We start from the raw sequence: 24,924 nt of genomic DNA, 5'->3' as shown, positions 1-24,924 counted from the left end.
ATGAATCTTAAATATTTTAAGTTAAAATTTAAACAATGTTATGATTTTTGCCTTCAAGAAGATTTCTAATTGAGACAAACCATAAAGTTTACTGTTTTTCAATGGAGCAAGTGTCGGTAAATCATGTAAAAAGACCCTTGTTTTAACGGTAGGATAAAAAAAATGAAGTAACTTTACATTCTCTTTTTTTAATAAAAGCTGAAATAATACATGTATTTAGTTTTTGACACAGAAACCACAGGTTTACCAAAGAATTTCAACGCTCCGCTATCAGACTCAGACAACTGGCCAAGAATGGTACAGATTGCGTGGCAGTTGCATCATGATGACGGGACACTTATTGAAAATCAGGATTATATCATAAAGCCTGAAGGATACGATATCCCCTTCAACGCGGCAAGGATTCACGGGATTACCACAAAAATTGCCAATGACGAAGGGCGTGATCTCCAAGAAGTACTGCATGAGTTTTCAGAGGTATTGAACAGGGTGCGGGTGGTTTCCGGACATAATGTTGAGTTCGATTACAACATCGTAGGAGCCGAATTTTACAGGAAAAATATAAAAGACAATCTTCAGGAAAAACCCAAGGCTGATACCATGGTTCTGGGTACCGACTTCTGTCAGTTAGGCGGCGGAAAAGGCGGAAGATACAAGTCTCCGAAACTGGAAGAGCTATACGAAAAATTATACGGGCATAAATTTGACGAAGCCCACAATGCCGCGGCCGACGTAAATGCCACCGCGCAGGTTTTCTTCGAAATGATGCGGATCGGGATTATTCCGGCCGAAGTCCTGAAAATTTCTGAAGACCAGCTTACCTATTTCAAAACGCTGCATCCGGATCCGATTAAGCCTTTTAATATCGTTATCAGAAGGCAGGTCGCGGATTTCAATAACAAGAAAAAGCAGCAGGATTTCGGAAGTATTGATGAGATCGATCTCGGAAAATATTTCAATTTCGATAACCACAGTGTGTTCTCTACGCTTACTGCAACGTCAAGCATTAACGATTTAATTAAAAAAGCAACCGATAATAATTTCCCGGCCGTCGGTATGGTGGATCTCGGAAATATGATGGGAGCCTTCAAATTTGTTTCGGCGGTGGAAGGAGCCAATGGAGACCGTACGAAAAAACATAAGGAATATTTAGCCAAAAAGCAGGAAGCCGAAGAAAACGGAACGGAATTCAACGAGCCGGAGCCGGTTTCCGAACCTCTGATTCCTGTCGTGGGCTGCGAGTTCTATATTTCAGACCGATACGAACAGAAGCAGTTTACCAAGGATGATCCCGACCGCAGGACACAGGTGGTCCTGCTGGCCAAGGATTTTAACGGATATAAAAATTTAGCCAAACTTTCAAGTATCGGTTTCCTGAAAGGGTTTTATTTTGGTGTACCGAGGGTAAGCAGAGATCTTATCGCTCAATATAAAGAAGGAGTTATTGCCTTAACTTCCGGAATTTACGGGGATATTCCCGATGCGATTTTAAATACCGGGGAACAGAAAGGAGAGGAGCTTTTCAGATGGTGGAAAGATACTTTCGGAGATGATTTCTACGTTCAGCTCCAGAATCACAAGCTGCCAGAAGAAGAACATTTGAATGATGTTCTGCTGCATTTTGCCGACAAATACAATGTAAAAATTTTAGCCCAGAATGAAACATTCTACACAGATAAAGGCGATTCTAATATTCAGGATATTGTAAGCTGCATCAAAGACGGTGAAAAGCTTTCAACGCCTGTCGGAAAAGGTTTTGGTAAAAGAAGAGGACTGGCTACGGAAGAATATTATATTAAAAATTCGGAGGAAATCAAGGAGGCTTTTCTGGCTTATCCTGATGCTTTCGATGCGTATGAGGAATTTTTTGCGAAATTCAGCCCTTATACTTTAAAAAGGGATGTTCTGCTTCCGAAATTTGATATTCCACAGGAGTTCATTCATCCCGAAGATGAGGTGGACGGCGGAAAACGAGGGGAAATGGCTTATTTGACCTATCTAACTTATGAAGGTGCAAAAAAACGATATGCCGAGATTACCGATGAAATTAAAGAACGTCTCGACTTCGAACTGGAAGTTATTGCCAACACGGGATATCCCGGTTACTTCCTGATCGTACAGGATTTCTGTAATGAAGCCCGGAATATGGGCGTTTGGGTAGGGCCGGGCCGTGGTTCTGCAGCGGGTTCTGCCGTGGCCTACTGTATCGGAATTACCAATGTAGACCCGATTAAGTACGACCTCCTTTTTGAGAGGTTCCTGAATCCGGAAAGGGTTTCCATGCCCGATATCGATATCGACTTTGATGATGAAGGGCGTGATAAGATTATCAAATGGGTAATCGACAAATACGGACAGAATCAGGTGGCACAGATCATTACCTATTCGGTTCTGGGAGGTAAATCGGCGATTAAGGATGCCGGAAGGGTACTGGATCTGCCGATTCCGGATACCAATAATATTGCCAAACTGATCCCGTCCGTACCGGGGATGAATATCGCGAAAGCATTATCCAAATATGATAAATTAAGGCCGGAGGACCAGATGCTGGTTGATGAAATGAGAGCCGTGTTGGATAGTTCTTCAGATCCGCGGCACAATGTTCTTGCCAGTGCAAAAAAAATGGAAGGCTGTATCCGGAATACCGGAATCCACGCCTGCGGGGTAATTATTACGCCTGAAGATGTGAGTAACTTGGTACCGGTGACCATCGCAGCAAAAGATGCTGATATTTTGGTTTCTCAGTTTGACAACTCGGTAGCGGAAAGTGCAGGCCTTCTGAAAATGGACTTCCTGGGATTAAGGACACTGACGATTATCAAAGATGCCCTGAAACTGGTAAAAGCGAGATATGGTTTGGATATTAATCCGGATGAGATTCCGCTGGATGATGCGAAAACCTATCAGCTGTTTAAGGAAGGGCGAACCATCGGCATCTTCCAGTATGAAAGCCCCGGAATGCAAAAATACATGCGGGAGCTGAAGCCTACGGTTTTTGCCGACCTTATCGCCATGAATGCTCTGTACCGTCCGGGTCCGATCAAGTACATTCCGAATTTCATCAACCGGAAGCACGGCATTGAGGAAATTGTGTACGATTTACCGGAAACTGAAGAGTATTTAAAGGAAACCTACGGGATTACCGTATATCAGGAGCAGGTAATGCTGCTGTCCCAAAAGTTGGCCAACTTTACCAAAGGTGAGGCCGATACGCTGAGAAAAGCTATGGGTAAAAAGCAGATCGATGTTCTGAATAAAATGTACCCCAAATTCATTGAAGGCGGAAGAAAAAATAACCTTGATGAAGGAAGGCTGGAAAAAATCTGGAACGACTGGAAAGCGTTTGCGGAATATGCCTTTAACAAATCCCACTCAACCTGTTATGCGTTTGTGGCGTATCAGACCGCTTTTCTGAAAGCCAATTATCCTGCGGAATATATGGCGAGTGTGATGAGCAATAACATCAACAACACCGAATCCATCACTATGTTCATGGAAGACTGTAAAAGTATGGGTGTTGATGTATTAGGCCCGGATGTTAACGAATCGCAGTATAAATTCTCGGTAAACGAAAAAGGGCAGATCAGATTCGGGCTGGGTGCCATCAAAGGAATCGGGGAGGGCCCTAGTGAAGCCATTACAAGAGAAAGACAGAACGGAAGATTTAAAAATATTTATGATTTCTTTGAAAGGATCCTGCCTTCCCAGATGAACAAGCGGGTGGCGGAAAGCCTGGTGCTTGCAGGAGCTTTTGATGAACTCGATACCTTCCACCGCGGACAGTATTTCGACATCGATATGGCAGGAAAAACCAATCTGGAAAGACTGATCCGGTACGGACAGAGTTTCCAGGAAAGCAAAAATGAAATGGAACATTCCCTTTTTGCTGATTTTGCGGAGGAGGTCCAGATCGAACAGCCGAAGCTCGCTCCATGTCCGGAATGGCCAAATATGCACAAGCTGAACAAAGAAAAAGAAACCATCGGATTTTATCTGTCTGCACATCCGCTGGACGAATTTAAGTTTCAGTTCCAGTTTATGCAGGGGCAGCTTTCCAAAAAGGCAGTCCTTGAAAAAGATGAAGAAGTGAAACTGGTTGTGGATGAGGTTCCTATCCTCGAGCAGGATGTTCCTGAAGATGTTGCGGACCTTGTGGAAATTGTATCTGATGAATTGCTCACAGGCGAGGAGGAAATCATAGAAGAGGTTACTAAAAAAGCTGAGCCGAAAGGGGTTTTCCATTTTTTGAATCTGGACGAGGTGGATGCTTATAAAGAGCAGGCTTTTGCCAATAAGCAGGAAGAACTGTTTGAAGAAAAAAAGAAAGACTGGAAAACGTTACAGAAAGAAAGGGAAAATGGCGGCGCCGGCAAAGAGTATACGGTAGCCGGTCTTATTACGGAATACCGAGTGCAGGACGGTTTCAGAAGCGGTGAAAAAGTGGCTTTTGTGACACTGGAGGATTATTCGGGATCCTATTCTTTCCGTTTGGGAGACCGCGATTATATGAAACTGAAAGAAAAGCTGGAAGTTCAGCGGTTTGTGATTTTTAAAATTAAATTTGCCCAGGTAAAAGATGGTCGGGTTTTCGTGAACGTAAATGAAGTTATTGAGCTGCAGGAAGCCTTTGAGCGTTTTGCCAAAAGCATTTCGCTGGTGATGGATGTTATGGATTTCCGGCCGGAAGACCTCAATTTTTTCAGAAGTGTGCTGGAAAAGAATCAGGGAAGCCAGAAATTGAAATTCTACATTAAAAGTGTTGAGGAAGATGCCAAAGCAGAGCATCTTGAAGTACAGTCTATGAAACATTCGGTAAATCTCAGCGGTGAACTGATTAAGGAAATTCAGTTGCTGAATAAGTATGAATTTTATCTGAATTAAAAAAAAATAAGTATAAAACTAAGGCTGTTTCGATCTGAGACAGCCTTTTAATTTTAATGCCATTTCATTTTTTTTATCTTACAGAAAAATAAGTAAATGTATAAAGTTTGTTGATATTTTTTATTTTTTGTTAATTTTTTAAAATAATTTTAATTTTTTTTTAAGTAAAAGGTAACAATAAAATAGAAGTAATTTATGAGCTTAATTAAATCCGTTTAAGAATTCAATAATTTGTGAGTATTTTATATTTGATTGATAGTCAGATTACTGCTATTTTTAATAAAATTATATTTTTATCAATAAAATCAAATGATTGTTTGTTTTTTAAGTAAAAAATTCTTCAATAATTGGTGAATTTGTGGATTATTGTGATTATTTATGAATGAATTGTTAATATTATTTATATCTTAGTGGTCCTAATTTTAATTTACTTATAATGAAAAAACTTTTACTGGCGTGCTTATTTGCCTCAGGGGTGGGGTTGTCTGCTCAAACCAATATTGCTAATTATTCTTTTAGTAAAACGACGGGTGTTTCTTATACTCCCATTACTGGAGGTACTAAAGTATTACCTTCCGGAACCAATACCACATATGACAGTGATATGTCAGCTGCGATAACATTACCAACTCCTTTTCCATTTGGAGGAGCAAATGTTTCCAGTGTATATATTAGTAGTAATGGGTTTATAACTTTTGGTTCTGCTCTTCAGACATATGATTATGCTCCGCTTTCAACTTCTGGAGGTACAGGTGCTATTGCAGCTTTTGCTCAGGACGGAGCATCATCCACCGCTACCGGAGCTGTGTCTGAAGTTAGATATCAGGATCTTGGAACCGAATTCGTAATTCAGTATAGCGATCATGCTAATTACTACAATAGAAGTACTGAAAAGTTAAATTTTCAGATACGTTTAGTATATGCAACAGGTGAGATAAAAATTGTATATGGAAATTGTACTGATCCTGGAACAACTAGCACTTCCGGAATAACACCTCAAGTTGGAATAAGAGGTAATAGTACGACGTATTCTACAAATGTGAGTCCTCTCATGATTGGTAATATCCCGGCAGGAACAACTTGTGATTGGTCAAAGGCAGTTACAGGCGATGCTAATTCAAGTACAATGCTTTTTTCAGGAACAACCAATGCGAATGTGAAAATTCCTACAGGTTTACAGTACTCGTGGACACCGGGGACACAGGCGCCTGTAAGAACTTTTGCTGCAACAACTGCAGTTACTACCAGTGGGGCTACTCTAAACTGGACTGCTCCGACGGGCGCAACAGCTTATAATGTACAATATAGGGCATTAGGAGCTTGTGACTGGACCGATTTTAGTGGAAACCCTGTTTCAACAACAACTTCGGCACTTTCAAATTTAGCACAAAATACCACTTACCATGTACGGGTTCAGGCTACAAATGGCTCAGCACAATCAATCTATTCCCATATTCCGAATACGGCAGGAACCGGTAATGGATATACTGCAACAGGAACCTTTACAACACTTGCCAATTGTACGGCAACAGTTTCCGGACTTGCTTCTTCAGCAATTACTCCGGATGCGGCAACAATTACTTGGACGGCCTCTGCAACTGCTCCGGGAAATGGATACGAATATTATTATAGCACATCTTCCTCTACGCCTATTTCATCGGTGAATCCTTCCGGATCCGTTTCGGCTGGTGTAACAACAGCTAATTTATCTTTGCTGAATCCTTCGACCACTTACTATTATTGGGTACGAGCCAATTGCAATGGAACAGATAAAGGAGTATGGTCCAGTTCTGCAAGTTTTACAACATTGAGTCTTTGTCCAACGGTTACAGCACCTACCGACAATCAAACTGACACAAGCACAACCCCAACAATTACTTGGACGGCTATTTCTGGTGCTACTGGTTATAGAGTAAGAATAGGAACAACATCCGGAGCTAATAATGTTGTTGATGCAAATGTAACTTCTGGTACCAGCTATAGTGTGTCTCCTGCATTAAATAATTCTACGCAATACTACTATTCAGTAACAGCATATACGGCAAATACTTCTGCTCCTCCTACACCTTGTACGGTAAGATCTTTTGTAACAGCTTGTACACCGCTTTCTACATTACCTCTGGTAGAAAACTTTGATAGTACGCCTACAGGTAGCAGCACCAATACTAATGCTCCTATTTGCTGGAGATATCTGGAGCCTGCATCTTGGTCAGGTTATGGATACGTTACTTCAACATATTATACTTCTGCACCTAGAGGATATTATATTTATAATAATGATGCTACGACGGCAGGTGGCATGCTGGTTTCTCCTCAGATTACCATCCTATCGAATGGGAACAACAGAGTTCGTTTTATGGCAAGGGGTGGTTCGGCAGGATACACAGTTCAGGTAGGAACTTTAAGCAATCCTGCAGATGCCTCTACTTTTACTCAAATAAGTTCTGTTACTTTGACCGGATCAATGGCTCAATATACCGTGAATATCCCTAGTGGAAGTAACCAGTACCTTGCATTCAGACATGGAGTTGGTGGTACTTACAGATCTATTTATTTAGATGATATTAATATACAGGTAAGTCCTACATGTTTGGAGCCAACAGCTCTTACAGCATCTAATATTACTACAACAACTGCGGATGTAGCTTGGACTGCTTCTACAACTGTTCCGGCAAATGGCTATGAAATATATTACAGTACAACAAATACAGCTCCTGGTACAACGACTCAAGCATCAACAACAAGTACTACAACTTCAAAAAGTTTGTCTCAACTTTCACCATCAACAACTTATTATGTTTGGGTACGTTCTGCATGTAGTACAACTGACAAAAGCGAGTGGTCTCTATCTGCTTCATTTACGACATTATGCGTAGGTGTGGCAAACTTCTCTGAAAACTTTGATTCCACCTCGTCAAGCGGTAGTATTTTACCAAATTGCTGGAGTAAATTAGTAACTGGTACCTCATCAAACTCTTATGTTCAAGCGAGTACAGTAATGAGTGCTCCTAACAATTTATATATCTACGCAAACAGCGCAACAGAACCTGTTATTGTAAAATTGCCGAATATCTCTACACTAAGCACTGGTAATTACGCAATTAAATTCAAAGGAAGAGCCAATTACACTGTTGGAGGAAAAATTGATATTGGATACATGACAGATCCTGCAGTTGCTTCCACTTTCGTGACCTTAGGGACTTACACCACGACAAGTACTACAACAGTGGATGATTATTATTTAGCGATTACTGGAGTTCCGGCTGGGGTTACGACATTAGCTTTAAGAAACGCAGGTACACCGGCTTACAGTGTTTTAATAGATGATGTTATGTATAATTTAGCGTCTACATTGAGTACAAACAATATCGCATCTCCAGTTAAAGAGAACATTAAAGTTTATCCAAACCCTTTCACTGACATCCTGAATATTACCGATATTTCCAATGTTAAAAATGTTCTGGTAACGGACGTTGCGGGAAGACTGGTAAAAACCATTAGCAATCCTTCCTCTGAGCTTCATCTCGGTGAATTGAAGCAGGGAATGTATCTTGTAATTCTCGAAATGAAAGACGGATCCAAACAAATGATTAAAACCATTAAAAAATAATTTTTCAGATAGATTATTGCAATCATCAGAATAGCGGCAATTTTGCCGCTATTTTTTTGACTTATTTGTTTGTTTAAATATATATAGCTGTAAATCAATTACTTATTATTTATTTTTAAATAACTGATTATCAGTATTTTAATTATTTCATTTAATTATGATATATTTGTCAAATAGAATTATTTTATGTATTTATTTTATTTTTTAGTCTTAAAATTTTATTAAAATGTAAAAATTTGTTTGTTGTCTTGTATTTAATTAAATGTTATTTAATAATTTTATAGTACTAATTTAATTTTTACCAAAATGAAGAAATTTTTACTCACATGTATGATGTCCTTTGGATTGGGACTTATGGCGCAGACGACAGTGACCATTGGGGCAGGAGCAACAGCAAGTGATGCCTATGATAATGGTAATCCGATTTATCGTTCAAGTGGTACGAGTACTTATCACTATTCCAAATCTGTACAGCTGCTTACTGCTGCCGATCTGTCGGGAGCGACAGTACCTTCGGGATCTACTATCAATTCAATTGCTTATTATAAAGCAAGTGCGTTCAATGTTTCCGGATCCAATGCCTGGACCCTGAATGTGTATTTAAAGAACAGTAGTGCAACGGCTCTGGCAAGCGGAACTTCATGGGATACTATGACGGCAGGTGCTACTTTGTTCTATACAGCCACCATCAATAGCAGTAATAATTTCCCAGCGGCAGCAGGATGGGTAACTCTTACCAACAATACGAGCAATACTTTCAATTACGCAGGAAATGCAATTGAAGTGTATATCGATTGGGTACCTTCAGGTACGCTTACAAGCCCTTACACAGGCGGAGAATTTACATGGCAGTATGACTCGTCATCGACTGCACAGGCAATGGGAACCAGTAATTCTTCAGCGATACCGGGAAGCACAACATCGTTTTCCACCCTTTCAAGAAGGTATCAGACGCAGCTGAAGTTTACTTCCACACCATGTACGGGAACTCCTAACCCGGGTAACACGCTCTCTTCCGGATCGGCAGCGTGTGCAGGACCTTATAATACAACTCTGAGTTTACAGAATAGTGTAGCAGGAAGCGGCATAACTTATCAATGGTATCTTAATGGATCTCCGGTATCAGGAGCTACTTCGCCGACACTTAATGCAACAATTACAGCGGCCAGTACTTATTATTGTGCAGTAACCTGTACAGGAAGTGGAATGACTGCAAATTCAACTCCTGTAAATCTGGTTGCACCAAGCAATGGAATTTCTTCCTTCCCATGGAATGAGAATTTTGACAGTATGTCATCTGTAGGAACTAATATTCTGCCTTCCTGCTGGCTGTCGGTAGGGGGTGGAAGTTCTAATACGGAACAGTATACTACGGCTACAAGTGCTGGAAATTCTTATAACGATCCTAGATCAGCTCCCAATTATGTGACGATCTATTATCCGTATTCAAATGCTGCAACACTTTGGACACCTAAATTTTATTTAACGGCAGGGCAGTCTTATGATTTCTCCTTTTACTATGTAGGAGACGGACTTTCCGGATGGCAGGGTGATGTCTTGGTTAATAATAATCAGAATGCTACGGGAGCTACAGGCTTAAATACATTTGTAACATCTACCCAAACAACAACCGGAGGTTCTAACAGTACAAACTACACAAAAGTAAAAGTAACCTATGTGCCTACTACAACAGGAAATTATACTTTTGGTGTAAAAACATTAGCCGTTACCAGTGCGCCATATTATATGGGGTTTGATGATTTTAATGTGATGATTACGCCTTCCTGTACGGAGCCTAATGCTATATCGGTAAGCAACATTACTAGTGCGGGAGCTTTGGTTTCATGGACAGCTCCTTCAAATGCTCCGGCAGGCGGATACGATTTGTACTACAGCACAAGCAATACAGCTCCAACAACACCTAACTTTACCGGACTTACAGGAATTTCCAAGCAATTGAGTAATCTTACTGCTGCTTCTACTTATTATGTGTGGGTGAGATCGAGATGCAGTACAACAACACAGAGTATCTGGTCTGGTCCTGCTACCTTCAGTACACTTTGTACTGCTGCTTCATTACCTTATGTTCAGGACTTTGAATCGGTAACAACACCGGCACTTCCAAATTGTACTCAGGTTCAGAATGCAGGAAACGGAAATGTCTGGACCACTGCCGATGCACCTACGGACAGTCCTGGATTTACAACAAAAGTTCTGAAATATGCTTATAATTCTTCCAGCGCAGCAAATACCTGGTTCTATACACAGGGATTGAATCTTACAGGAGGTGTTCAATATACCATTACTTATAAGTATGGAAATAATTCGACTACTTATGTTGAAAAATTAAAAGTGGCCTATGGTACTTCACCTTTAGCTTCTGCAATGACGAATACGATAGCCGATTATCCATCCATTAATGATAAAACGGCACATTCGGTAAGTGTTAATTTTACGCCTGCAACTTCCGGAATTTATTATTTTGGTTTCAATGCTTACTCGGATGCAGACCAGTATTATTTGTATGTGGATGATATCAGCATCAATACAGCTTCTGCTTTGGCTGTTTCCGAAATTTCCGGCACTAAAAACACAATTAAAGTATATCCAAATCCTTTCTCAGAGGTATTGAATATCTCCGATGCTTCTGATGTGAAAAACGTTCTGATAACAGACGTCGCAGGAAGACTGGTTAAAACCATTAGCAATCCTTCTTCCGAACTTCATTTGGGAGAATTGAAACAAGGAATGTATCTGGTGACACTGGAAATGAAAGACGGATCCAAGCAAACGATAAAAACCATTAAAAAATAGTTTTTAATAGAAACTTTAAATTAAAGAATAGCGGCTGTTCCCAGTCGCTATTTTTTTTGATAATTAATGAAAAAATTATCTTCATATTGAATTATTATTGTTAATTTAGTATTCAACACGAGATAATATATAGTTTATGACAAAATTTCTACTTTCATGCTTATTGTTTTTAAGTATGAGTCTTCCGGCCCAGATAAGCCTTGGAGCCGGAAGCACCAGTGTCGGAGTCGCTCCGATAAGTACCTATTACGGATATTCTTACGTACAGCAGATCTTTACCAAACAGGAAATCAACGCTAATGCGGCTGGAAACATCACGGGACTGAAATTCTATCTTGATCCGTCTGCCTCGATTGCCAACTCATCGCAATGGACGGTTTATCTGGGATTGACAACAAAATCTTCTTTTGTAACAGATTCAGACTGGATTCCTTCCTCCCAGCTTACCCAGGTATTTTCCGGAAATGTAACAAATGCAAATGGTGTAATCAGTATTACTTTCCCAACACCTTTTGCATATAATAATGTTTCCAACCTGATTGTGGCGGCAGAAGAAAATTCTCCGGGCTATGATTCGAATAATTTTGATGAATCCATGTACGTATATCCTGGACCTCAGAACTCTACTCTTTGGAACAGAGACGATTATATCGATCCCAATCCTGCTTCTCCGCCATCATCAGCTACCAGAAAGGCTTATAAATCTGTAATTACCATCGACGGTCTGGTTCCAAGCCCGGTTCCTGCCTGTCCTTATGTAATATATCCCGCTAATAATGCTAATTTTGTCCCCCTTAATTCAACTATAACGTGGGGTAATATTTCCGGCGCCACAAGCTACAAAGTCTCTATGGGAACTACTCCAGGAGGAACCAATATAGCCAATCAAGTATCAGTAACAACCAACAGTTATACACCTGCATCGCCTTTGGCTACCGGAACGACCTATTATCTTAAAGTAACGGCAGTTGGTTCAGCCGGAGAATCCGCAGGATGTAACCAGGTGATGTTTACAACGATACCACCGCCACCGGCTAACGACGAATGTGCTACGGCAGTTGCACTCACGGTAAATCCGGACCTCAACTGTGGTACAGTAACGGCAGGATACACTTTGGGTGCAACGGATTCCAATACTGATCCGGCTCCTTGTTACGGTACACCGGATGATGACGTATGGTATAAATTTACCGCGACTGCTACCAGACATAAAATTTCCCTTTTAAATGTAGTTTCCGCCGGAACCGTAAACAGTACGGATACCTATTTCCAGGTATTCAGCGGAGGCTGCGGTGCTTTGTCGAATGTTCTTTGTTCGGATCCGGCTTCCGGCACGGTGTCCGGGCTTACGGTAGGAGAAACCTATTGGGTTAGGGTATACAGTTATGGCGGAGCAGGTAATAATCTCGGCTTCAATATCTGTGTAGGAACATATCCTCCGCCTCCTGCAAATGACAACTGTTCGGGAGCAATTACAGCAACTGCCTTTCCGTATACCTATGTACAGAGTGATGGTGCAGGAGCTACCAATGACGGGGGATTTGTTACGGCGTGCAGCCTTCCGATGAATGACGGGACCTGGTTTAAATTCACAGGAGATGGTGATACATTCAATATTTCTGTAACAATGCCTTCCGGAAGTGATTTCGATCCTAAAATAGGTGTTTTCAGCGGAAGCTGCTCATCACTGGTCTGCGAAGGTTCTATGGATCTCGGAGGCGCAGGAACTGCTGAAGTAATTTCCATTCCTACATTAGCGGGAAATACTTATTATATAAACGTAGGGCATTACAGCGGCTATTCGGATGAGCCTGAAGGCGCTTTTACCATCAATATTTCTAAAGGTACACTGGGAACTTCCGACGTAAAATCGAATTCCAAAAATACGATCAGGCTTTACCCGAATCCTTTCACGGAAGTACTGAATATTTCCGATGTTGCCAATGTGAGGACCGTTTCGGTTTCTGATATTTCAGGAAGATTGGTGAGAACAATCGATAATCCTTCTTCAGAACTTCATCTGGGAGATTTAAAACAGGGCATTTACATGGTAACCTTTTCTATGAAAGACGGTTCCAAGCAAACCATTAAAGCCATTAAAAAGTAACTAAGATTACTGATAATATATAAAGGCGGTCTTTAATAAGGCCGCCTTTAATTTTTCAGATAATTAATACTTAAATTTATTTATCGGGAACAGGCTGGATATCACCGGTATTAAGCCCTGAGAAAACAGCAGGGAAGAAGGTGACAAGGACAAAGTAGATAACAATCATTAACACAATTGCTGAAAAAAGTATAATGACCAGCATATTCGGCTTATTTTTCTTTTTAGGTTCCATGATTCCGTAGTATTTTAATTGATAGATTACTAATAATTGTTACAAAGCTAATTTCTTGCCACACTGTTTGCAATACCGTGCATCATCATCAATATCTTCATTCCCGCACCGGTCGCATACTTTTTCAAGATTCTGTCTTTTATTACGCATTTCTGCTGTTACGATTCCCGTAGGTACGGCAATAATCGAATAACCGGCCAACATTAAAACCACAGCAAAGAATTTTCCCATGGGCGTGATAGGAGAGACATCGCCATATCCTACGGTTGTTACCGTAACTACCGCCCAGTAGATCGATTGTGGAATCGTCTCAAATCCCGGCCTTCCACCTTCTACCATAAACATCAGGGAACCTACGATAACGGAAAATATAATCAGGAATAAGAGAAAGATATATATTTTCCGGGAACTGTTTCTTAAAGCCCGTACAATAACGGATCCGTCGTTCATAAAATCCAGCAGGTTAAAAACCCGGAATACCCTCAGCATTCTGAGCATTCTGAAAATCAGGAAATATTTCGTTACCGGAAACAGAAAGCTCAGGTAAAACGGTACAAGTGCGAAAAAATCGATGATTCCGAAAAAGCTGAAGATATAACAGCTTTTGTTTTTCACCACGGCGATCCGTGAAAAGTATTCTGCGGAAAAAAAGATGGAAATGATCCATTCCAGGATAATAAATGTATAATGGAATCTTTTATCCAGCTTTGGAATGCTTTCCATCATGATAATGGAAGTACTGACGAGAATCAGTATAAGCAATATAATATCGAACAGCTTTCCTAATTTGGTGTCGGATCTGTAAATGATTCTGTACAGGTGTCTTTTCCAGAGCTGATCTCCCGGAATCAGCTGATGCTCCCTTTCCATTGAATTATTGTTTATACTGACTAAGGTAATCATTTTCAGATTGAACTTTATGAATATTCAGGCTTTAATTTTTTATTCCGGATTATTTGCGCTTTTCCATACGTGACTTTTGCCTGCTGTTTGGTTGTTTGAAAACCGAAATTAATCGATAAAAATTAATATCTTCGTCCTGATTACAAATTTTACGTATGAAACTGAGAACGGTAATTTCAAAAATTGAGGAACGGATCAAGATAAGCCAGGCAGAAGATTTTGATAACGTAGGCCTGCTGTGCGGATCGTGGGACCGGGACGTAAGCGGGATTCTGGTCTGTCACGATGCTCTGGAAAATGTGGTGGATGAGGCGATCCGTAAAAACTGCAACCTGATTGTCTGCTTTCATCCGATTATTTTTTCGGGATTAAAATCGCTTACCGGGAAAAACTATGTGGAAAAGGCAGTTATCAAAGCCATTGAAAACAAAATAGCCATTTATGCGGTACATACCGCTTTCGACAATGATTTCTTCGGTGTCAACCGGGGAATCTGTGATCAGCTCGGATTAACAAACCTGAAAATTTTACAGCCTAAAAAAAATAATCTCAAACAGCTTACGGTTTTCGTTCCGAAAGAATATTCGGGCAAAGTACGAGAGGCACTTTTCAATGCGGGAGCAGGAAACATCGGTTTCTATGACGAATGCAGTTTTACCATCAATGGGAACGGGACATTCAGGCCTATCCAAGGCTCCAACCCTTTTTCGGGACAGCAGGATATACGGGAAAACACCGATGAAGATATGGTTTCCGTTATTTTCGAAGATTACAAACAGGGACAGATCGTGAATGCCATGAAAACTGCCCATCCTTATGAAGAAGTGGCGCACCAGATTTACAGCCTGGACAATACCAACCAGTATTCCGGACTTGGGATGTACGGCGATTTTGAGGAGCCAATGGAAGAAGTAGATTTCCTGAAATTCGTCAAGGAAAAATTCGGCCTTGAAATGATCCGCCATTCCGATTTCAATAACAAGAAAATAAAAAGGGTCGGTGTATTGGTCGGCTCCGGGGCCAGCGGAATCCGCTCTGCAATTTCCAAAAAATGTGATGCTTATATTACGGGAGACGTAAAATACCATGATTTTTTCCTCGCCGAATCTAAAATGCTGATTTGCGATATCGGACATTTTGAATCAGAACAATTTGTAACTCAACAATTATTTGAAATTTTATCACAAAAATTTAGTACATTTGCAATCTCAAAATCTATTGAGAAAACAAACCCGGTAAATTATTTCATTTAGAATATGGCAAAAACCAACGATATTTCAGTTGAAGAGAAATTAAGAGCTTTATACGATTTGCAGATCATTGATTCAAGATTGGACGAAATCCGAAATACCAGAGGAGAATTGCCAATCGAAGTAGAGGATCTTGAGATTGAAATCGAAGGTCTTGAAAAAAGAGCTGAAAAATTTCATGCAGACATCAAAGATCAGGACGATCAGATCAAGACGAAGCATGAAGTGATCAACCATGCAAAGACTTTAATTGAAAAATACAAATCTCAGCAGGACAGCGTAAGAAACAATAAAGAATTTGAAGCGTTGAGCAAGGAGATGGAATATCAGGAACTTGAGATCCAGCTTGCTGAAAAAAGAATCAAGGAATTCGGTGCTAAAATTGCTCACAAGAACGAAACTTTGGATGAATTGAATTCAAAGATCGACGATCTGAAGAATCACCTGAAGTTCAAAAAAGAAGAGCTTGAAGGCCTTATCGCCGAAACCCAGAAAGAAGAGGAATATCTGATCGAGCAGTCTAAAGAATATGCGGCAAAAATCGACGAAAGATTACTCGCTTCTTACAACAGGATCAGAACCAACTCTCCAAACGGTCTTGCGGTAGTAGGTTTGGAAAGAGGAGCTCCCAAGGGATCTTTCTTCACTATTCCGCCTCAGAAGCAGATGGAAATCGCTCAGAGAAAGAAAATTATCATCGATGAGCATTCCGGTAAAATCCTTGTGGATGACGAACTGGTAATGGAAGAAAACGAAAGAATGAATGCGGTGATTAAATTCTAATTTAATTACGATTTAAAAAAAATATAAAAGCTGTTTCAACTGAAGCAGCTTTTTTGTTTGTAGAATATTAAAACCCAATGGCAGGATTAATTCACAGTATGATTATCCGTATTCATTGTCATTCCGGTTGGAATCCAGATCTAGATCTTTCCATACGGATATGTTTTTCAACCTAAAATTTAGATTTCTTCCGACCCAAAAAAGCCGCTTCAAAAGAAGCGGCTTTACTTTATTCATGATGTTCATACATCTTATTGTAAAGACTGATGAACTTTTCTTTAATGGCTTTTCTCTTCAGCTTTAGCGTAGGCGTTAAAAGTCCTGTATCAACGGCCCATATTTCCGGGGTAAGCTCGATTTTTTTGATCTGTTCCCAGTTTCCGAGATGTTCGTTGATGCTGTCAATCTCTTTCTTGATCCTGTCTTTCAGTTCGGCGCTATTGGCAATTTCCTGTGGGGTAGTCCCTATGTTGAGATTGTTTCTCATAGCCCAGCTTTTGGCAAATTCAAAATCAGGCTGGATCAGGGCACACGGCATCTTTTCACCGTCGCCTACCACCATGATCTGTTCAATAAATTTGGAAGCTTTTGCTTGGTTTTCAATCGTCTGGGGAGCAATATATTTTCCGCCGGATGTTTTGAACATTTCCTTTTTACGGTCGGTAATCTGCAGAAATCCGTCGCTGTCGATGTGGCCGATATCCCCGGTTCTGAAGTAGCCTTCATCGGTAAACGCTTCCTTAGACATTTCCTCGTTTTTGAAATATCCTTTGAAAATAGAAGGTCCTTTTACCGTAATTTCTCCATCCTCCTGAATTTTAACATCCAGATTATCAAGTGGAAGCCCCACGGTTCCTATTTTCATCTTCTCGAAGCTGTTCACCGAAATCACCGGTGAGGTTTCGGTAAGTCCGTAACCCTCAAGAATCGGAATTCCTGCATTCTGGAACATCAGGTTGAGTCTTGTCGATAAAGCTGCCGATCCTGAAACCAACGTGATGATCTCACCGCCAAGGCCTTCCCTCCACTTTTTAAATACCAGCTTGTCCGCAATTATTTCTTTTAATCCCGAAGGCTTGGAAACTATTTTCTTTTTGGAGATCAGGCCCAGTGCCCAGAAGAATATTTTCTGCTTCAGTCCTCCGGCAGAAGAACCGGTTGCATAGATTTTATCATATACCTTTTCAACCAGTCTGGGAACCACACTCATGTAATGAGGCTTTACTTCTTTCACATTTTCGCCCATTTTATCGATGCTTTCCGCAAAATAAATTGAAAAACCGTTGTACTGGAAAAGGTAGAACAGCATTCTTTCAAAAATATGGCAGATCGGCAGGAAGCTCAGTACCCTTGTGTCTTTATAATCCAGGCTTTTTTTCTTGGGTATTCTCGGAATGGAACCCAACACATTGGATACGATGTTATGATGGGTAAGCATTACGCCTTTAGGCTTCCCGGTAGTTCCCGAAGTATAAATAATTGTCGCCAGATCCTCGGCGTTAATGGTATTCGACAGATCTTCCACTTCAATCTGGGTAGAATCATCCTCACCGAGATCAATAATCTCTTTCCAGTTGGCAGCTCCGGTAATATTATCGAATGTAAAAACTCCCTGTAAAGAAGGGATGTTGTGTTTTACTTTTACCACTTTATTTAAAAGTTCCTTATCGGAAACGAAGCAGTACTTTATTTCCGCATTATTAAAAATAAACTCATAATCTTCCGGGGAAATATTCGGATATACGGGAACTGAAACCACACCGATCTGCGACAAGCCCAAATCCATAATGGCCCATTCCGTACGGGAATTGGTTGTGATCAGGGCGATTTTATCTCCGGGTTTGATCCCGAGTTTCAGCAATCCTCGTGAAATTTTGTTGGCCTGGTTGATAAATTCCTGCGTTGATGTTTTTTTCCATTCTCCCTGGTACTTCGTCACAAACATATCCTGCTTCGGATATTTATCTAAGGCATAGTGTGGTATATCGAATAATCTTTTGATTGTCATGATCGTTGAGGTATGATTTTAATAAATTTAAATATAAGAATTTTTTTTAATTGAGAAAATCTTAAGTGTTAATTAGAAATTAATAAAATGTGTGTCATAACATATTTAATAATTCAAACTTCCTTTATATATGATGAATATTTAAAAATGAATCTTTTTATTTGCCATACTCTAATTTATCATTCTATTTTCAGATTTGCTCAAAAAGTGTAAATTAGCGACCATCTAATTATTATTTTTTTATGGACTTTAATTTATCAGAAGAACAGCTGATGATTCAGCAGGCAGCAAGGGATTTTGCTCAGAACGAACTATTACCGGGGGTAATCGAGAGAGACCGCGACCAGAAGTTTCCTGCAGAACAGGTAAAGAAAATGGGGGAAATGGGTCTTTTGGGAATGATGGTGGATCCTAAATACGGAGGTGCCGGAATGGACAGTGTTTCCTACGTTTTGGCTATGGAGGAGATCGCCAAGATCGATGCTTCTGCCGCTGTGGTAATGTCCGTAAATAATTCATTGGTTTGTGCCGGTCTTGAAAAATTCGCTTCTGAAGAGCAGAAGGTAAAATACCTTACGCCACTTGCCAGCGGACAGGTTATCGGGGCATTTGCCTTATCGGAGCCTGAAGCAGGATCTGATGCCACTTCACAGAAAACAACCGCTGAGGATAAAGGAGATTATTATTTGTTAAACGGAATCAAAAACTGGATTACCAACGGGGGAACGGCTACGTACTATATCGTGATCGCTCAGACGGATCCTGAGAAAAAGCATAAAGGAATCAACGCTTTCATCGTGGAAAGAGGATGGGAAGGTTTCGAGATCGGTCTGAAAGAAGACAAGCTGGGAATCAGAGGAAGCGATACGCATTCTTTGATCTTCAACAACGTAAAAGTACCGAAAGAAAACAGAATCGGAGAGGACGGGTTCGGATTCAATTTTGCGATGGCTGTTTTGAACGGCGGCAGAATCGGGATCGCATCCCAGGCCTTGGGAATTGCTTCGGGAGCTTACGAACTGGCGTTGAAATATGCGAAGACTAGAAAAGCCTTCAGAACAGAGATCATCAACCACCAGGCGATTGCTTTCAAACTGGCGGATATGGCTACACAGATTACGGCTGCCAGAATGCTGTGTTACAAAGCGGCGGTAGAAAAAGATGCAGGTAAAGACATTTCCGAAAGCGGGGCTATGGCTAAATTATACGCTTCTCAGGTGGCTATGGATACAACAATTGAGGCCGTACAGATCCACGGAGGATACGGGTATGTGAAAGAATACCATGTGGAAAGGATGATGAGGGATGCAAAAATCACCCAGATCTATGAAGGAACTTCCGAAATCCAAAAGATCGTTATTTCAAGAAGCATTGCAAAGTAATTGCTTAATTATACAGAAATAGTAAAAGGCTCTCAGATTTGAGAGCCTTTTTACATCCACACGAACCACAAAATATTAATAATATATATCTTTTATTTTAAAATCAAATATGATTGCCTTTATCTATTGGATATTGATTTTTGCCGAAAGTTAAATTTTAATTGGATTATTCGACTTCCATCCGTCTGATAACAAAGTAAAATTAAGCATAAGAATTTTTCATAAAACGGATTTTTGATTAAAATATTATTAAAATCCATCTTCTTTTCAGGAAAAGGCTTTCAAAATTAATGAGGTTCATGGTGATTTGTGTTTTTACCTCTCTTTTTATAAAAATAATAACCGATGGCTCCGAGTAAAAATAAAGGCCAGAGCGGAAGGATGAACAGGAAGATCGAAGTGATCACATTCCAGCCTGATGAAACGGCCGCAAAAGATTTTTCGCCAAAAGTTTCCGGATTTTTGTTTTCGTTGTAGCTGCCTTCTTTCCCATACAGGGTAATTTCAAGTTCGCACATGGTATTTTCCACGACTTCCTGTCCGGTAACATTAATGCTTTTGTCTTTCACTTCCCCCAGATTGTAATTCAGGTCGCTCATCAGATAGTCAAACTTCTGAAGCGGAACTTTTACTTTCAGATAGGCAATCGTCTTATCGTCGCTGCTTACCGAAATATTTTCACTTCTGATAAATCCGTCATACTTGGCCACTTCTTCCTTTACGATTTCCTTGGCGGTTTCGGCATCATTTACGTTGATTTCCAGTGTTCCGGTTTTCACCAGCCTGTTTTTGGGCACAATCAATTCATCTTTTTCTTTTTTAAGCTTCTCTCTATACACCACTTTGGTTTCGCGGATTACTTTCGGCGCCGGAACATTAACCACGATTTTCTGATCTTTTTTTACGGAATCCTTCTTCTCCGTTTTGGATTCCAAGGCTACATTAGAAATTTTTTCCGACAGGGAATCCACCATCTTTGAAGTATTTTCGATTTTATCCTTTACCTCATTTTTGGCATTTTCAAAATCTTTGATCTTCACATTCGCGGAATCTAAGGCGGCGTTGGCCTTATCGCCGATATCATTCAGCTTTTCGGAAGTAGCAGAAACAGTGCTGTCCGCCGACTGAAGGGTATTTTCCAGATCCGAAGCAGTGGCTTCTCCTTTTTTACACATAATGAACGTGCCTGATACCGCAACGAGTAAAATGAATTTTTTCATAAGATTAATTTTTTCGATGAAGTAAAATTAGAGTCAGAACGGTTGCAAAGATTGTAAATGGGATGTATGAATATAGTAAAATTTTATATGGTTAAAAATCAATTAATTGTAAATGTTTTACAAAAAGTTTTACAAGATTTTTTTTGTTTAAAGATATAGGTGATCATATGGTTGGAAAACGCAAAGCCACTATATTTTATAAAAAGGCGGCTTTTTATGGTGCAAAGAATTTGACGGTGTCAAATTTTTATGCTGCTCATCCTAATCTTTATCATTTTATTCTTTCTGAAATCAGCGGTGTACCATTTTATAAAAGATAAAATCTTTGCGTCTTCGCGTATTCCAACAACAAGAAATCCGCAGAAATTTTTCCGCGGATTAAATTAAAAAAATAATTATTTAATTATTTTCAAGTTTATTTTTAATAGCATTCACCAAGTCCTCAACGCTATTTTTGTCAGTAATAATAAGGATTGCACCATTTAAGATAGATGTTTCTTTACCTTCGTTGTGATTATTTTGAATAATTTCAATTTTGGGATCCGAATCATGAAACAAATCTTTTATTTCAACTTTAAAAATAGAGGCGAGTTTTGGAATGTATTCTTATTTTATATCATTTTGATCATTTTCCCAATTGACATAAGTTTTCCTGTCAATATTTAGTAAATCAGCAATTTCCTGTTGAGATTTATTTTGACGTGTTCTTAGTTTTCTAATAGTAGATCCTACGCTCATATTTGTTAATTTTCGTCAAAAGTAATAAATATGTACGAAAAGTTCCACAAAATTTGTAGAACTAATTGTATATTAACCTACTAGATAGATAGCTATATTTGTAATGTTTAACATTAAAAATAAATACAGTAAAAAAATTATTATTGTTTTCAGCATTTATGATTGCTGGAATTATTTCTGCTAAGGAAATTGCTTTATGTAATTCCCATTCTAATGAACAAATTAAAAAAGATTTTGTTTTTAAACAATATAGAATTACCATCAAGACTGTATGTGGAACAACTTATCAGACAATTTTTGATGACCAGTTTGATTCTATAGATTGTCTTTATAATGAATGGGAAATGTATAACAATCAGGATTGTGGACATTCCAGCTATGAAAATCCGATGACTTAACAAAAAATAATAGGCTGTTTAAAAAGACAGCCTATTTAATGATATATTTTAAATATTTATGAAACTGCTTTTAAGAATTTTTCTTTCATTTATTTGTATAAATTATGCAAGGAGTCAAGTTAAAAAAGATTCTTCTGAAATTGAGGTAAAATATAATTACATTCTTGTGCAGGATACTTTAAACAGATTATCATCAATATATGAGCCGATGGTATTGCTTACTAACGGAAAGAAATCTATTTATTATAGTGAAAATTATAAGGAAGCTGTTGATGGTTTTGGAAAAAACTGGAGGATGCCATGAAAACAGGGAATGTTTTAGATCCAGGTGCTCTTCCTAGGTCTAAGGTGAAACATAACGTATATAAAGATGAAATTAAAACTTATATATCAAATTATTTAGGAAAAAATTATTATACATACGAAAGCCCTGACAAACTTAATTGGAAAATAGATAATAATAGTATTTCTACTATTGGTGGTTATAAATGCTATAAGGCAATTGTTGAAGCGGGAGGAAAGAAATTTGTAGCATGGTTTACTTATGATATTCCGATCAGCGATGGCCCTTATAAATTTAGAGGTCTCCCTGGTCTTATTTTAAAACTTAATGAAATAAATAATTATATAAATTTTGAGTTGATCTCTGTCAATAAAAAAAGTTTGCCGATAGAACAGAAGAAAGGAATAACAGTTACAAAAGATCAATATTTATTAAAAAGAAAAGAGTATGTAAATGATCCGTATCAGGGAAAAGTTAATAATCCTGAATACCGGAAAATGGTTGAAGAAAACAAAAGAAAATATAATAACTCTTTAGAATAAGTAATTTAATTTAGAGACCGTTCAAAAGCAAACGGTCTCTAAATTAATTAAGCATTTTTAAACTCACTGATGAAATGCAGCTTTACATTCGGGAATTTTTCCTGCGTCATGTGGATCGTAAATGAAGAATCGGCCAGGAAAACCAACTGGTTATATTTATCTCTGGCCAAAAAACGCTGTTTTAACCTTGCAAATTCTTTGAATTCCTCGGACTTTTCATCCGCTTCCACCCAGCAGGCTTTGTGCATCGAAAGCGGCTCATATGTACATTTTGCTCCGTATTCATGCTCCAGACGGTACTGGATCACTTCATACTGAAGCGCGCCTACCGTTCCGATGATCTTACGGCCGTTCATTTCCAGTGTAAAGAGCTGTGCAACCCCTTCATCCATCAGCTGATCAATTCCTTTGGCCAATTGTTTCGCTTTAAGCGGATCATTATTATTAATATACCTGAAATGTTCCGGAGAAAAGCTCGGAATTCCTTTGAAGCTCAGTTTTTCACCACCGGTTAACGTATCACCGATCCTGAAGCTCCCGGTATCGTGGAGGCCTACGATATCTCCTGGGAAACTTTCGTCCACCACTTCTTTTTTATCGGCGAAGAAAGCGTTCGGCGAAGAAAACTTCATTTTTTTGCCTTCTCTTACCAGCAGGTAATTTTCATTTCTTTTAAAGGTCCCGGAAACGATCTTTACGAAAGCCAGACGGTCCCTGTGCTTCGGATCCATATTTGCGTGGATCTTGAAAACAAATCCGGTGAAGGTATTCTCCTCAGGTTTTACTATCCGTGTATCGCTTTCCTTTGGTTGTGGCATCGGTGCAATATCGATAAAGGCATCCAATAATTCACGCACCCCGAAATTATTTAAGGCCGAACCGAAGAAAACAGGCTGCAGATCCCCTTTCATATAATCTTCGCGGTTGAATTCCGGATACACGGATTGTACTAAATCCAGCTCTTCCCGTAAATTCTTAGCTGCTTTTTCACCGATTACTTCGTCGATGGAAGAATCATTGATGTCGTCAAACTTAATCGCTTCACCTACCTTCTGCTTCTTCTCCTCCAAAAATAACTGAATGTTGTTTTCCCAGATGTTGTAAATTCCCTGGAAATCGCTTCCCATTCCGATTGGCAGAGAAAGCGGACAAACCGTAAGTCCCAGTTTCTGTTCCACCTCATCCAGCAGATCGAAGGCATCTTTACCCTCACGGTCCAGCTTATTGATGAAAACCAGCATCGGGATATTCCGCATCCGGCATACCTGAACCAGTTTTTCCGTCTGCTCCTCAACCCCTTTCGCTACGTCGATCACGACAATTACGGAATCTACAGCGGTTAAAGTTCTGTAGGTATCTTCTGCAAAATCCTTGTGACCCGGCGTATCCAGAATGTTAATTTTATGGTCCTTGTATTCGAAAGCCAGTACGGAAGTCGCTACGGAGATCCCTCTCTGCCTTTCGATTTCCATAAAGTCGGAGGTCGCTCCTTTTTTTATCTTGTTGGATTTTACCGCACCCGCTTCCTGGATCGCACCCCCGAAAAGCAGCAGCTTCTCCGTGAGAGTCGTCTTCCCGGCATCGGGGTGGGAAATAATTCCGAAGGTTTTTCTTTTCTCTATTTCTTTGATTAAGTCTGACATATCGTATTTTGAAGTTGCAAAAATCGTGAATTTTGTCGAATCCTGAAAATCGATTTTTCTTTAACCGCAAAAGTGGCAAAAGATTTAAATGCGCATATTAGTATGAATCCAAAATAGTAATAATGTC

Annotated in this window: 16 protein-coding genes; 10 read left to right on the top strand and 6 right to left on the bottom strand. The window is 39.6% G+C overall.

Features of this window, described 5'->3' with window-relative positions; translation table 11 throughout:
• Positions 1 to 210 precede the first annotated feature (210 nt).
• The 4 genes from dnaE (at position 211) to ACED20_RS13265 (ending at position 13,412) form a co-directional block, all read left to right on the top strand.
• On the top strand, positions 211 to 4,881 hold the full coding sequence (gene dnaE, locus ACED20_RS13280; protein WP_378105097.1) for a DNA polymerase III subunit alpha: 4,671 nt from the start codon (positions 211 to 213) through the stop codon (positions 4,879 to 4,881).
• Between the two features lie 436 nt (positions 4,882 to 5,317).
• A complete protein-coding gene (locus ACED20_RS13275) occupies positions 5,318 to 8,491 on the top strand; it encodes a fibronectin type III domain-containing protein (RefSeq protein WP_294203715.1) in 3,174 nt (1,057 codons plus the stop codon).
• Positions 8,492 to 8,797: 306 nt separating this feature from the next.
• Positions 8,798 to 11,305 (top strand): T9SS type A sorting domain-containing protein, encoded by a 2,508-nt coding sequence (locus ACED20_RS13270; RefSeq protein ID WP_345767602.1) that lies wholly within the window; start codon positions 8,798 to 8,800, stop codon positions 11,303 to 11,305.
• Between the two features lie 136 nt (positions 11,306 to 11,441).
• Positions 11,442 to 13,412 carry a T9SS type A sorting domain-containing protein gene (locus ACED20_RS13265; protein WP_294203718.1) on the top strand — a complete coding sequence of 657 codons (1,971 nt, stop codon included), beginning with the start codon at positions 11,442 to 11,444 and terminating at the stop codon, positions 13,410 to 13,412.
• A 76-nt stretch (positions 13,413 to 13,488) separates the two neighbouring features.
• On the opposite strand, the gene ACED20_RS13260 is transcribed toward ACED20_RS13265, so the two are convergent.
• Both ACED20_RS13260 and ACED20_RS13255 read right to left on the bottom strand, forming a co-directional pair.
• Complete coding sequence (locus tag ACED20_RS13260) at positions 13,489 to 13,647, bottom strand: hypothetical protein (protein ID WP_294203719.1); 159 nt, start codon at positions 13,645 to 13,647, stop codon at positions 13,489 to 13,491.
• A 39-nt stretch (positions 13,648 to 13,686) separates the two neighbouring features.
• Positions 13,687 to 14,517 carry an ion transporter gene (locus tag ACED20_RS13255; protein ID WP_294203720.1) on the bottom strand — a complete coding sequence of 277 codons (831 nt, stop codon included), beginning with the start codon at positions 14,515 to 14,517 and terminating at the stop codon, positions 13,687 to 13,689.
• Between the two features lie 188 nt (positions 14,518 to 14,705).
• On the opposite strand from ACED20_RS13255, the gene ACED20_RS13250 reads away from it, so the two are divergent.
• Together ACED20_RS13250 and ACED20_RS13245 are read left to right on the top strand one after the other, a co-directional pair.
• Positions 14,706 to 15,803: a Nif3-like dinuclear metal center hexameric protein gene (locus ACED20_RS13250; RefSeq protein ID WP_378105088.1), complete on the top strand. Its 1,098-nt coding sequence runs from the start codon at positions 14,706 to 14,708 to the stop codon at positions 15,801 to 15,803.
• Between the two features lie 3 nt (positions 15,804 to 15,806).
• Positions 15,807 to 16,583 carry a zinc ribbon domain-containing protein gene (locus ACED20_RS13245; protein ID WP_294203723.1) on the top strand — a complete coding sequence of 259 codons (777 nt, stop codon included), beginning with the start codon at positions 15,807 to 15,809 and terminating at the stop codon, positions 16,581 to 16,583.
• Between the two features lie 229 nt (positions 16,584 to 16,812).
• On the opposite strand, the gene ACED20_RS13240 is transcribed toward ACED20_RS13245, so the two are convergent.
• Positions 16,813 to 18,591, bottom strand: coding sequence for a long-chain fatty acid--CoA ligase (locus ACED20_RS13240; protein WP_294330689.1), 1,779 nt, complete (start codon positions 18,589 to 18,591; stop codon positions 16,813 to 16,815).
• A gap of 242 nt (positions 18,592 to 18,833) precedes the next feature.
• Here ACED20_RS13240 and ACED20_RS13235 point away from each other — a divergent pair, with 242 nt between their 5' ends.
• The gene (locus tag ACED20_RS13235; protein WP_294203726.1) at positions 18,834 to 19,973 is read left to right on the top strand and encodes an acyl-CoA dehydrogenase; all 1,140 of its coding nucleotides are present in this window, start codon (positions 18,834 to 18,836) and stop codon (positions 19,971 to 19,973) included.
• Between the two features lie 287 nt (positions 19,974 to 20,260).
• Here the strand turns inward: ACED20_RS13235 and ACED20_RS13230 are convergent, their stop codons facing one another.
• Both ACED20_RS13230 and ACED20_RS13225 read right to left on the bottom strand, forming a co-directional pair.
• The gene (locus ACED20_RS13230) at positions 20,261 to 21,193 is read right to left on the bottom strand and encodes a DUF4349 domain-containing protein (protein ID WP_294267626.1); all 933 of its coding nucleotides are present in this window, start codon (positions 21,191 to 21,193) and stop codon (positions 20,261 to 20,263) included.
• Between the two features lie 606 nt (positions 21,194 to 21,799).
• Entirely contained in the window at positions 21,800 to 21,931 is a 132-nt protein-coding gene (locus ACED20_RS13225; protein WP_363315497.1) for a helix-turn-helix transcriptional regulator, read from the bottom strand.
• 143 nt (positions 21,932 to 22,074) lie between these two features.
• Between ACED20_RS13225 and ACED20_RS13220 the strand changes: the two genes are divergently transcribed.
• Genes ACED20_RS13220 through ACED20_RS13210 form a run of 3 tightly spaced genes read left to right on the top strand, consistent with a single transcriptional unit; the run spans position 22,075 to position 23,154 of the window.
• Positions 22,075 to 22,329, top strand: a complete 255-nt coding sequence (locus ACED20_RS13220) for a hypothetical protein (protein ID WP_294234862.1) — start codon at positions 22,075 to 22,077, stop codon at positions 22,327 to 22,329.
• Between the two features lie 58 nt (positions 22,330 to 22,387).
• Positions 22,388 to 22,633 (top strand): hypothetical protein, encoded by a 246-nt coding sequence (locus ACED20_RS13215; protein WP_378105082.1) that lies wholly within the window; start codon positions 22,388 to 22,390, stop codon positions 22,631 to 22,633.
• A complete protein-coding gene (locus tag ACED20_RS13210) occupies positions 22,630 to 23,154 on the top strand; it encodes a GLPGLI family protein (protein WP_378105079.1) in 525 nt (174 codons plus the stop codon). The genes ACED20_RS13215 and ACED20_RS13210 overlap by 4 nt, the downstream gene beginning before the upstream one ends.
• A 47-nt stretch (positions 23,155 to 23,201) precedes the next feature.
• Here ACED20_RS13210 and ACED20_RS13205 read toward each other — a convergent pair whose 3' ends face one another.
• On the bottom strand, positions 23,202 to 24,797 hold the full coding sequence (locus ACED20_RS13205) for a peptide chain release factor 3 (protein ID WP_378105077.1): 1,596 nt from the start codon (positions 24,795 to 24,797) through the stop codon (positions 23,202 to 23,204).
• Between the last annotated feature and the right edge of the window lie 127 nt (positions 24,798 to 24,924).

Origin of the sequence: Chryseobacterium sp. sg2396 (assembly GCF_042610505.1) — a bacterium.
GTDB lineage: Bacteria > Bacteroidota > Bacteroidia > Flavobacteriales > Weeksellaceae > Chryseobacterium.
This window is presented reverse-complemented; position numbering and strand designations above follow the sequence as displayed.

Bases quoted from the DNA above. Each gene is read 5' to 3' on its own strand.
- ACED20_RS13255 (WP_294203720.1), bottom strand. From the start codon at position 14,517: ATGGAAAGGGAGCATCAGCTGATTCCGGGAGATCAGCTCTGGAAAAGA.
- ACED20_RS13235 (WP_294203726.1), top strand. From the start codon at position 18,834: ATGGACTTTAATTTATCAGAAGAACAGCTGATGATTCAGCAGGCAGCA.
- ACED20_RS13275 (WP_294203715.1), top strand. From the start codon at position 5,318: ATGAAAAAACTTTTACTGGCGTGCTTATTTGCCTCAGGGGTGGGGTTG.
- ACED20_RS13225 (WP_363315497.1), bottom strand. From the start codon at position 21,931: ATGAGCGTAGGATCTACTATTAGAAAACTAAGAACACGTCAAAATAAA.
- ACED20_RS13210 (WP_378105079.1), top strand. From the start codon at position 22,630: ATGAAAACAGGGAATGTTTTAGATCCAGGTGCTCTTCCTAGGTCTAAG.
- ACED20_RS13265 (WP_294203718.1), top strand. From the start codon at position 11,442: ATGACAAAATTTCTACTTTCATGCTTATTGTTTTTAAGTATGAGTCTT.
- ACED20_RS13260 (WP_294203719.1), bottom strand. From the start codon at position 13,647: ATGGAACCTAAAAAGAAAAATAAGCCGAATATGCTGGTCATTATACTT.
- ACED20_RS13215 (WP_378105082.1), top strand. From the start codon at position 22,388: ATGAAACTGCTTTTAAGAATTTTTCTTTCATTTATTTGTATAAATTAT.
- ACED20_RS13250 (WP_378105088.1), top strand. From the start codon at position 14,706: ATGAAACTGAGAACGGTAATTTCAAAAATTGAGGAACGGATCAAGATA.
- ACED20_RS13270 (WP_345767602.1), top strand. From the start codon at position 8,798: ATGAAGAAATTTTTACTCACATGTATGATGTCCTTTGGATTGGGACTT.
- ACED20_RS13245 (WP_294203723.1), top strand. From the start codon at position 15,807: ATGGCAAAAACCAACGATATTTCAGTTGAAGAGAAATTAAGAGCTTTA.
- ACED20_RS13240 (WP_294330689.1), bottom strand. From the start codon at position 18,591: ATGACAATCAAAAGATTATTCGATATACCACACTATGCCTTAGATAAA.
- ACED20_RS13230 (WP_294267626.1), bottom strand. From the start codon at position 21,193: ATGAAAAAATTCATTTTACTCGTTGCGGTATCAGGCACGTTCATTATG.
- ACED20_RS13205 (WP_378105077.1), bottom strand. From the start codon at position 24,797: ATGTCAGACTTAATCAAAGAAATAGAGAAAAGAAAAACCTTCGGAATT.
- dnaE (WP_378105097.1), top strand. From the start codon at position 211: ATGTATTTAGTTTTTGACACAGAAACCACAGGTTTACCAAAGAATTTC.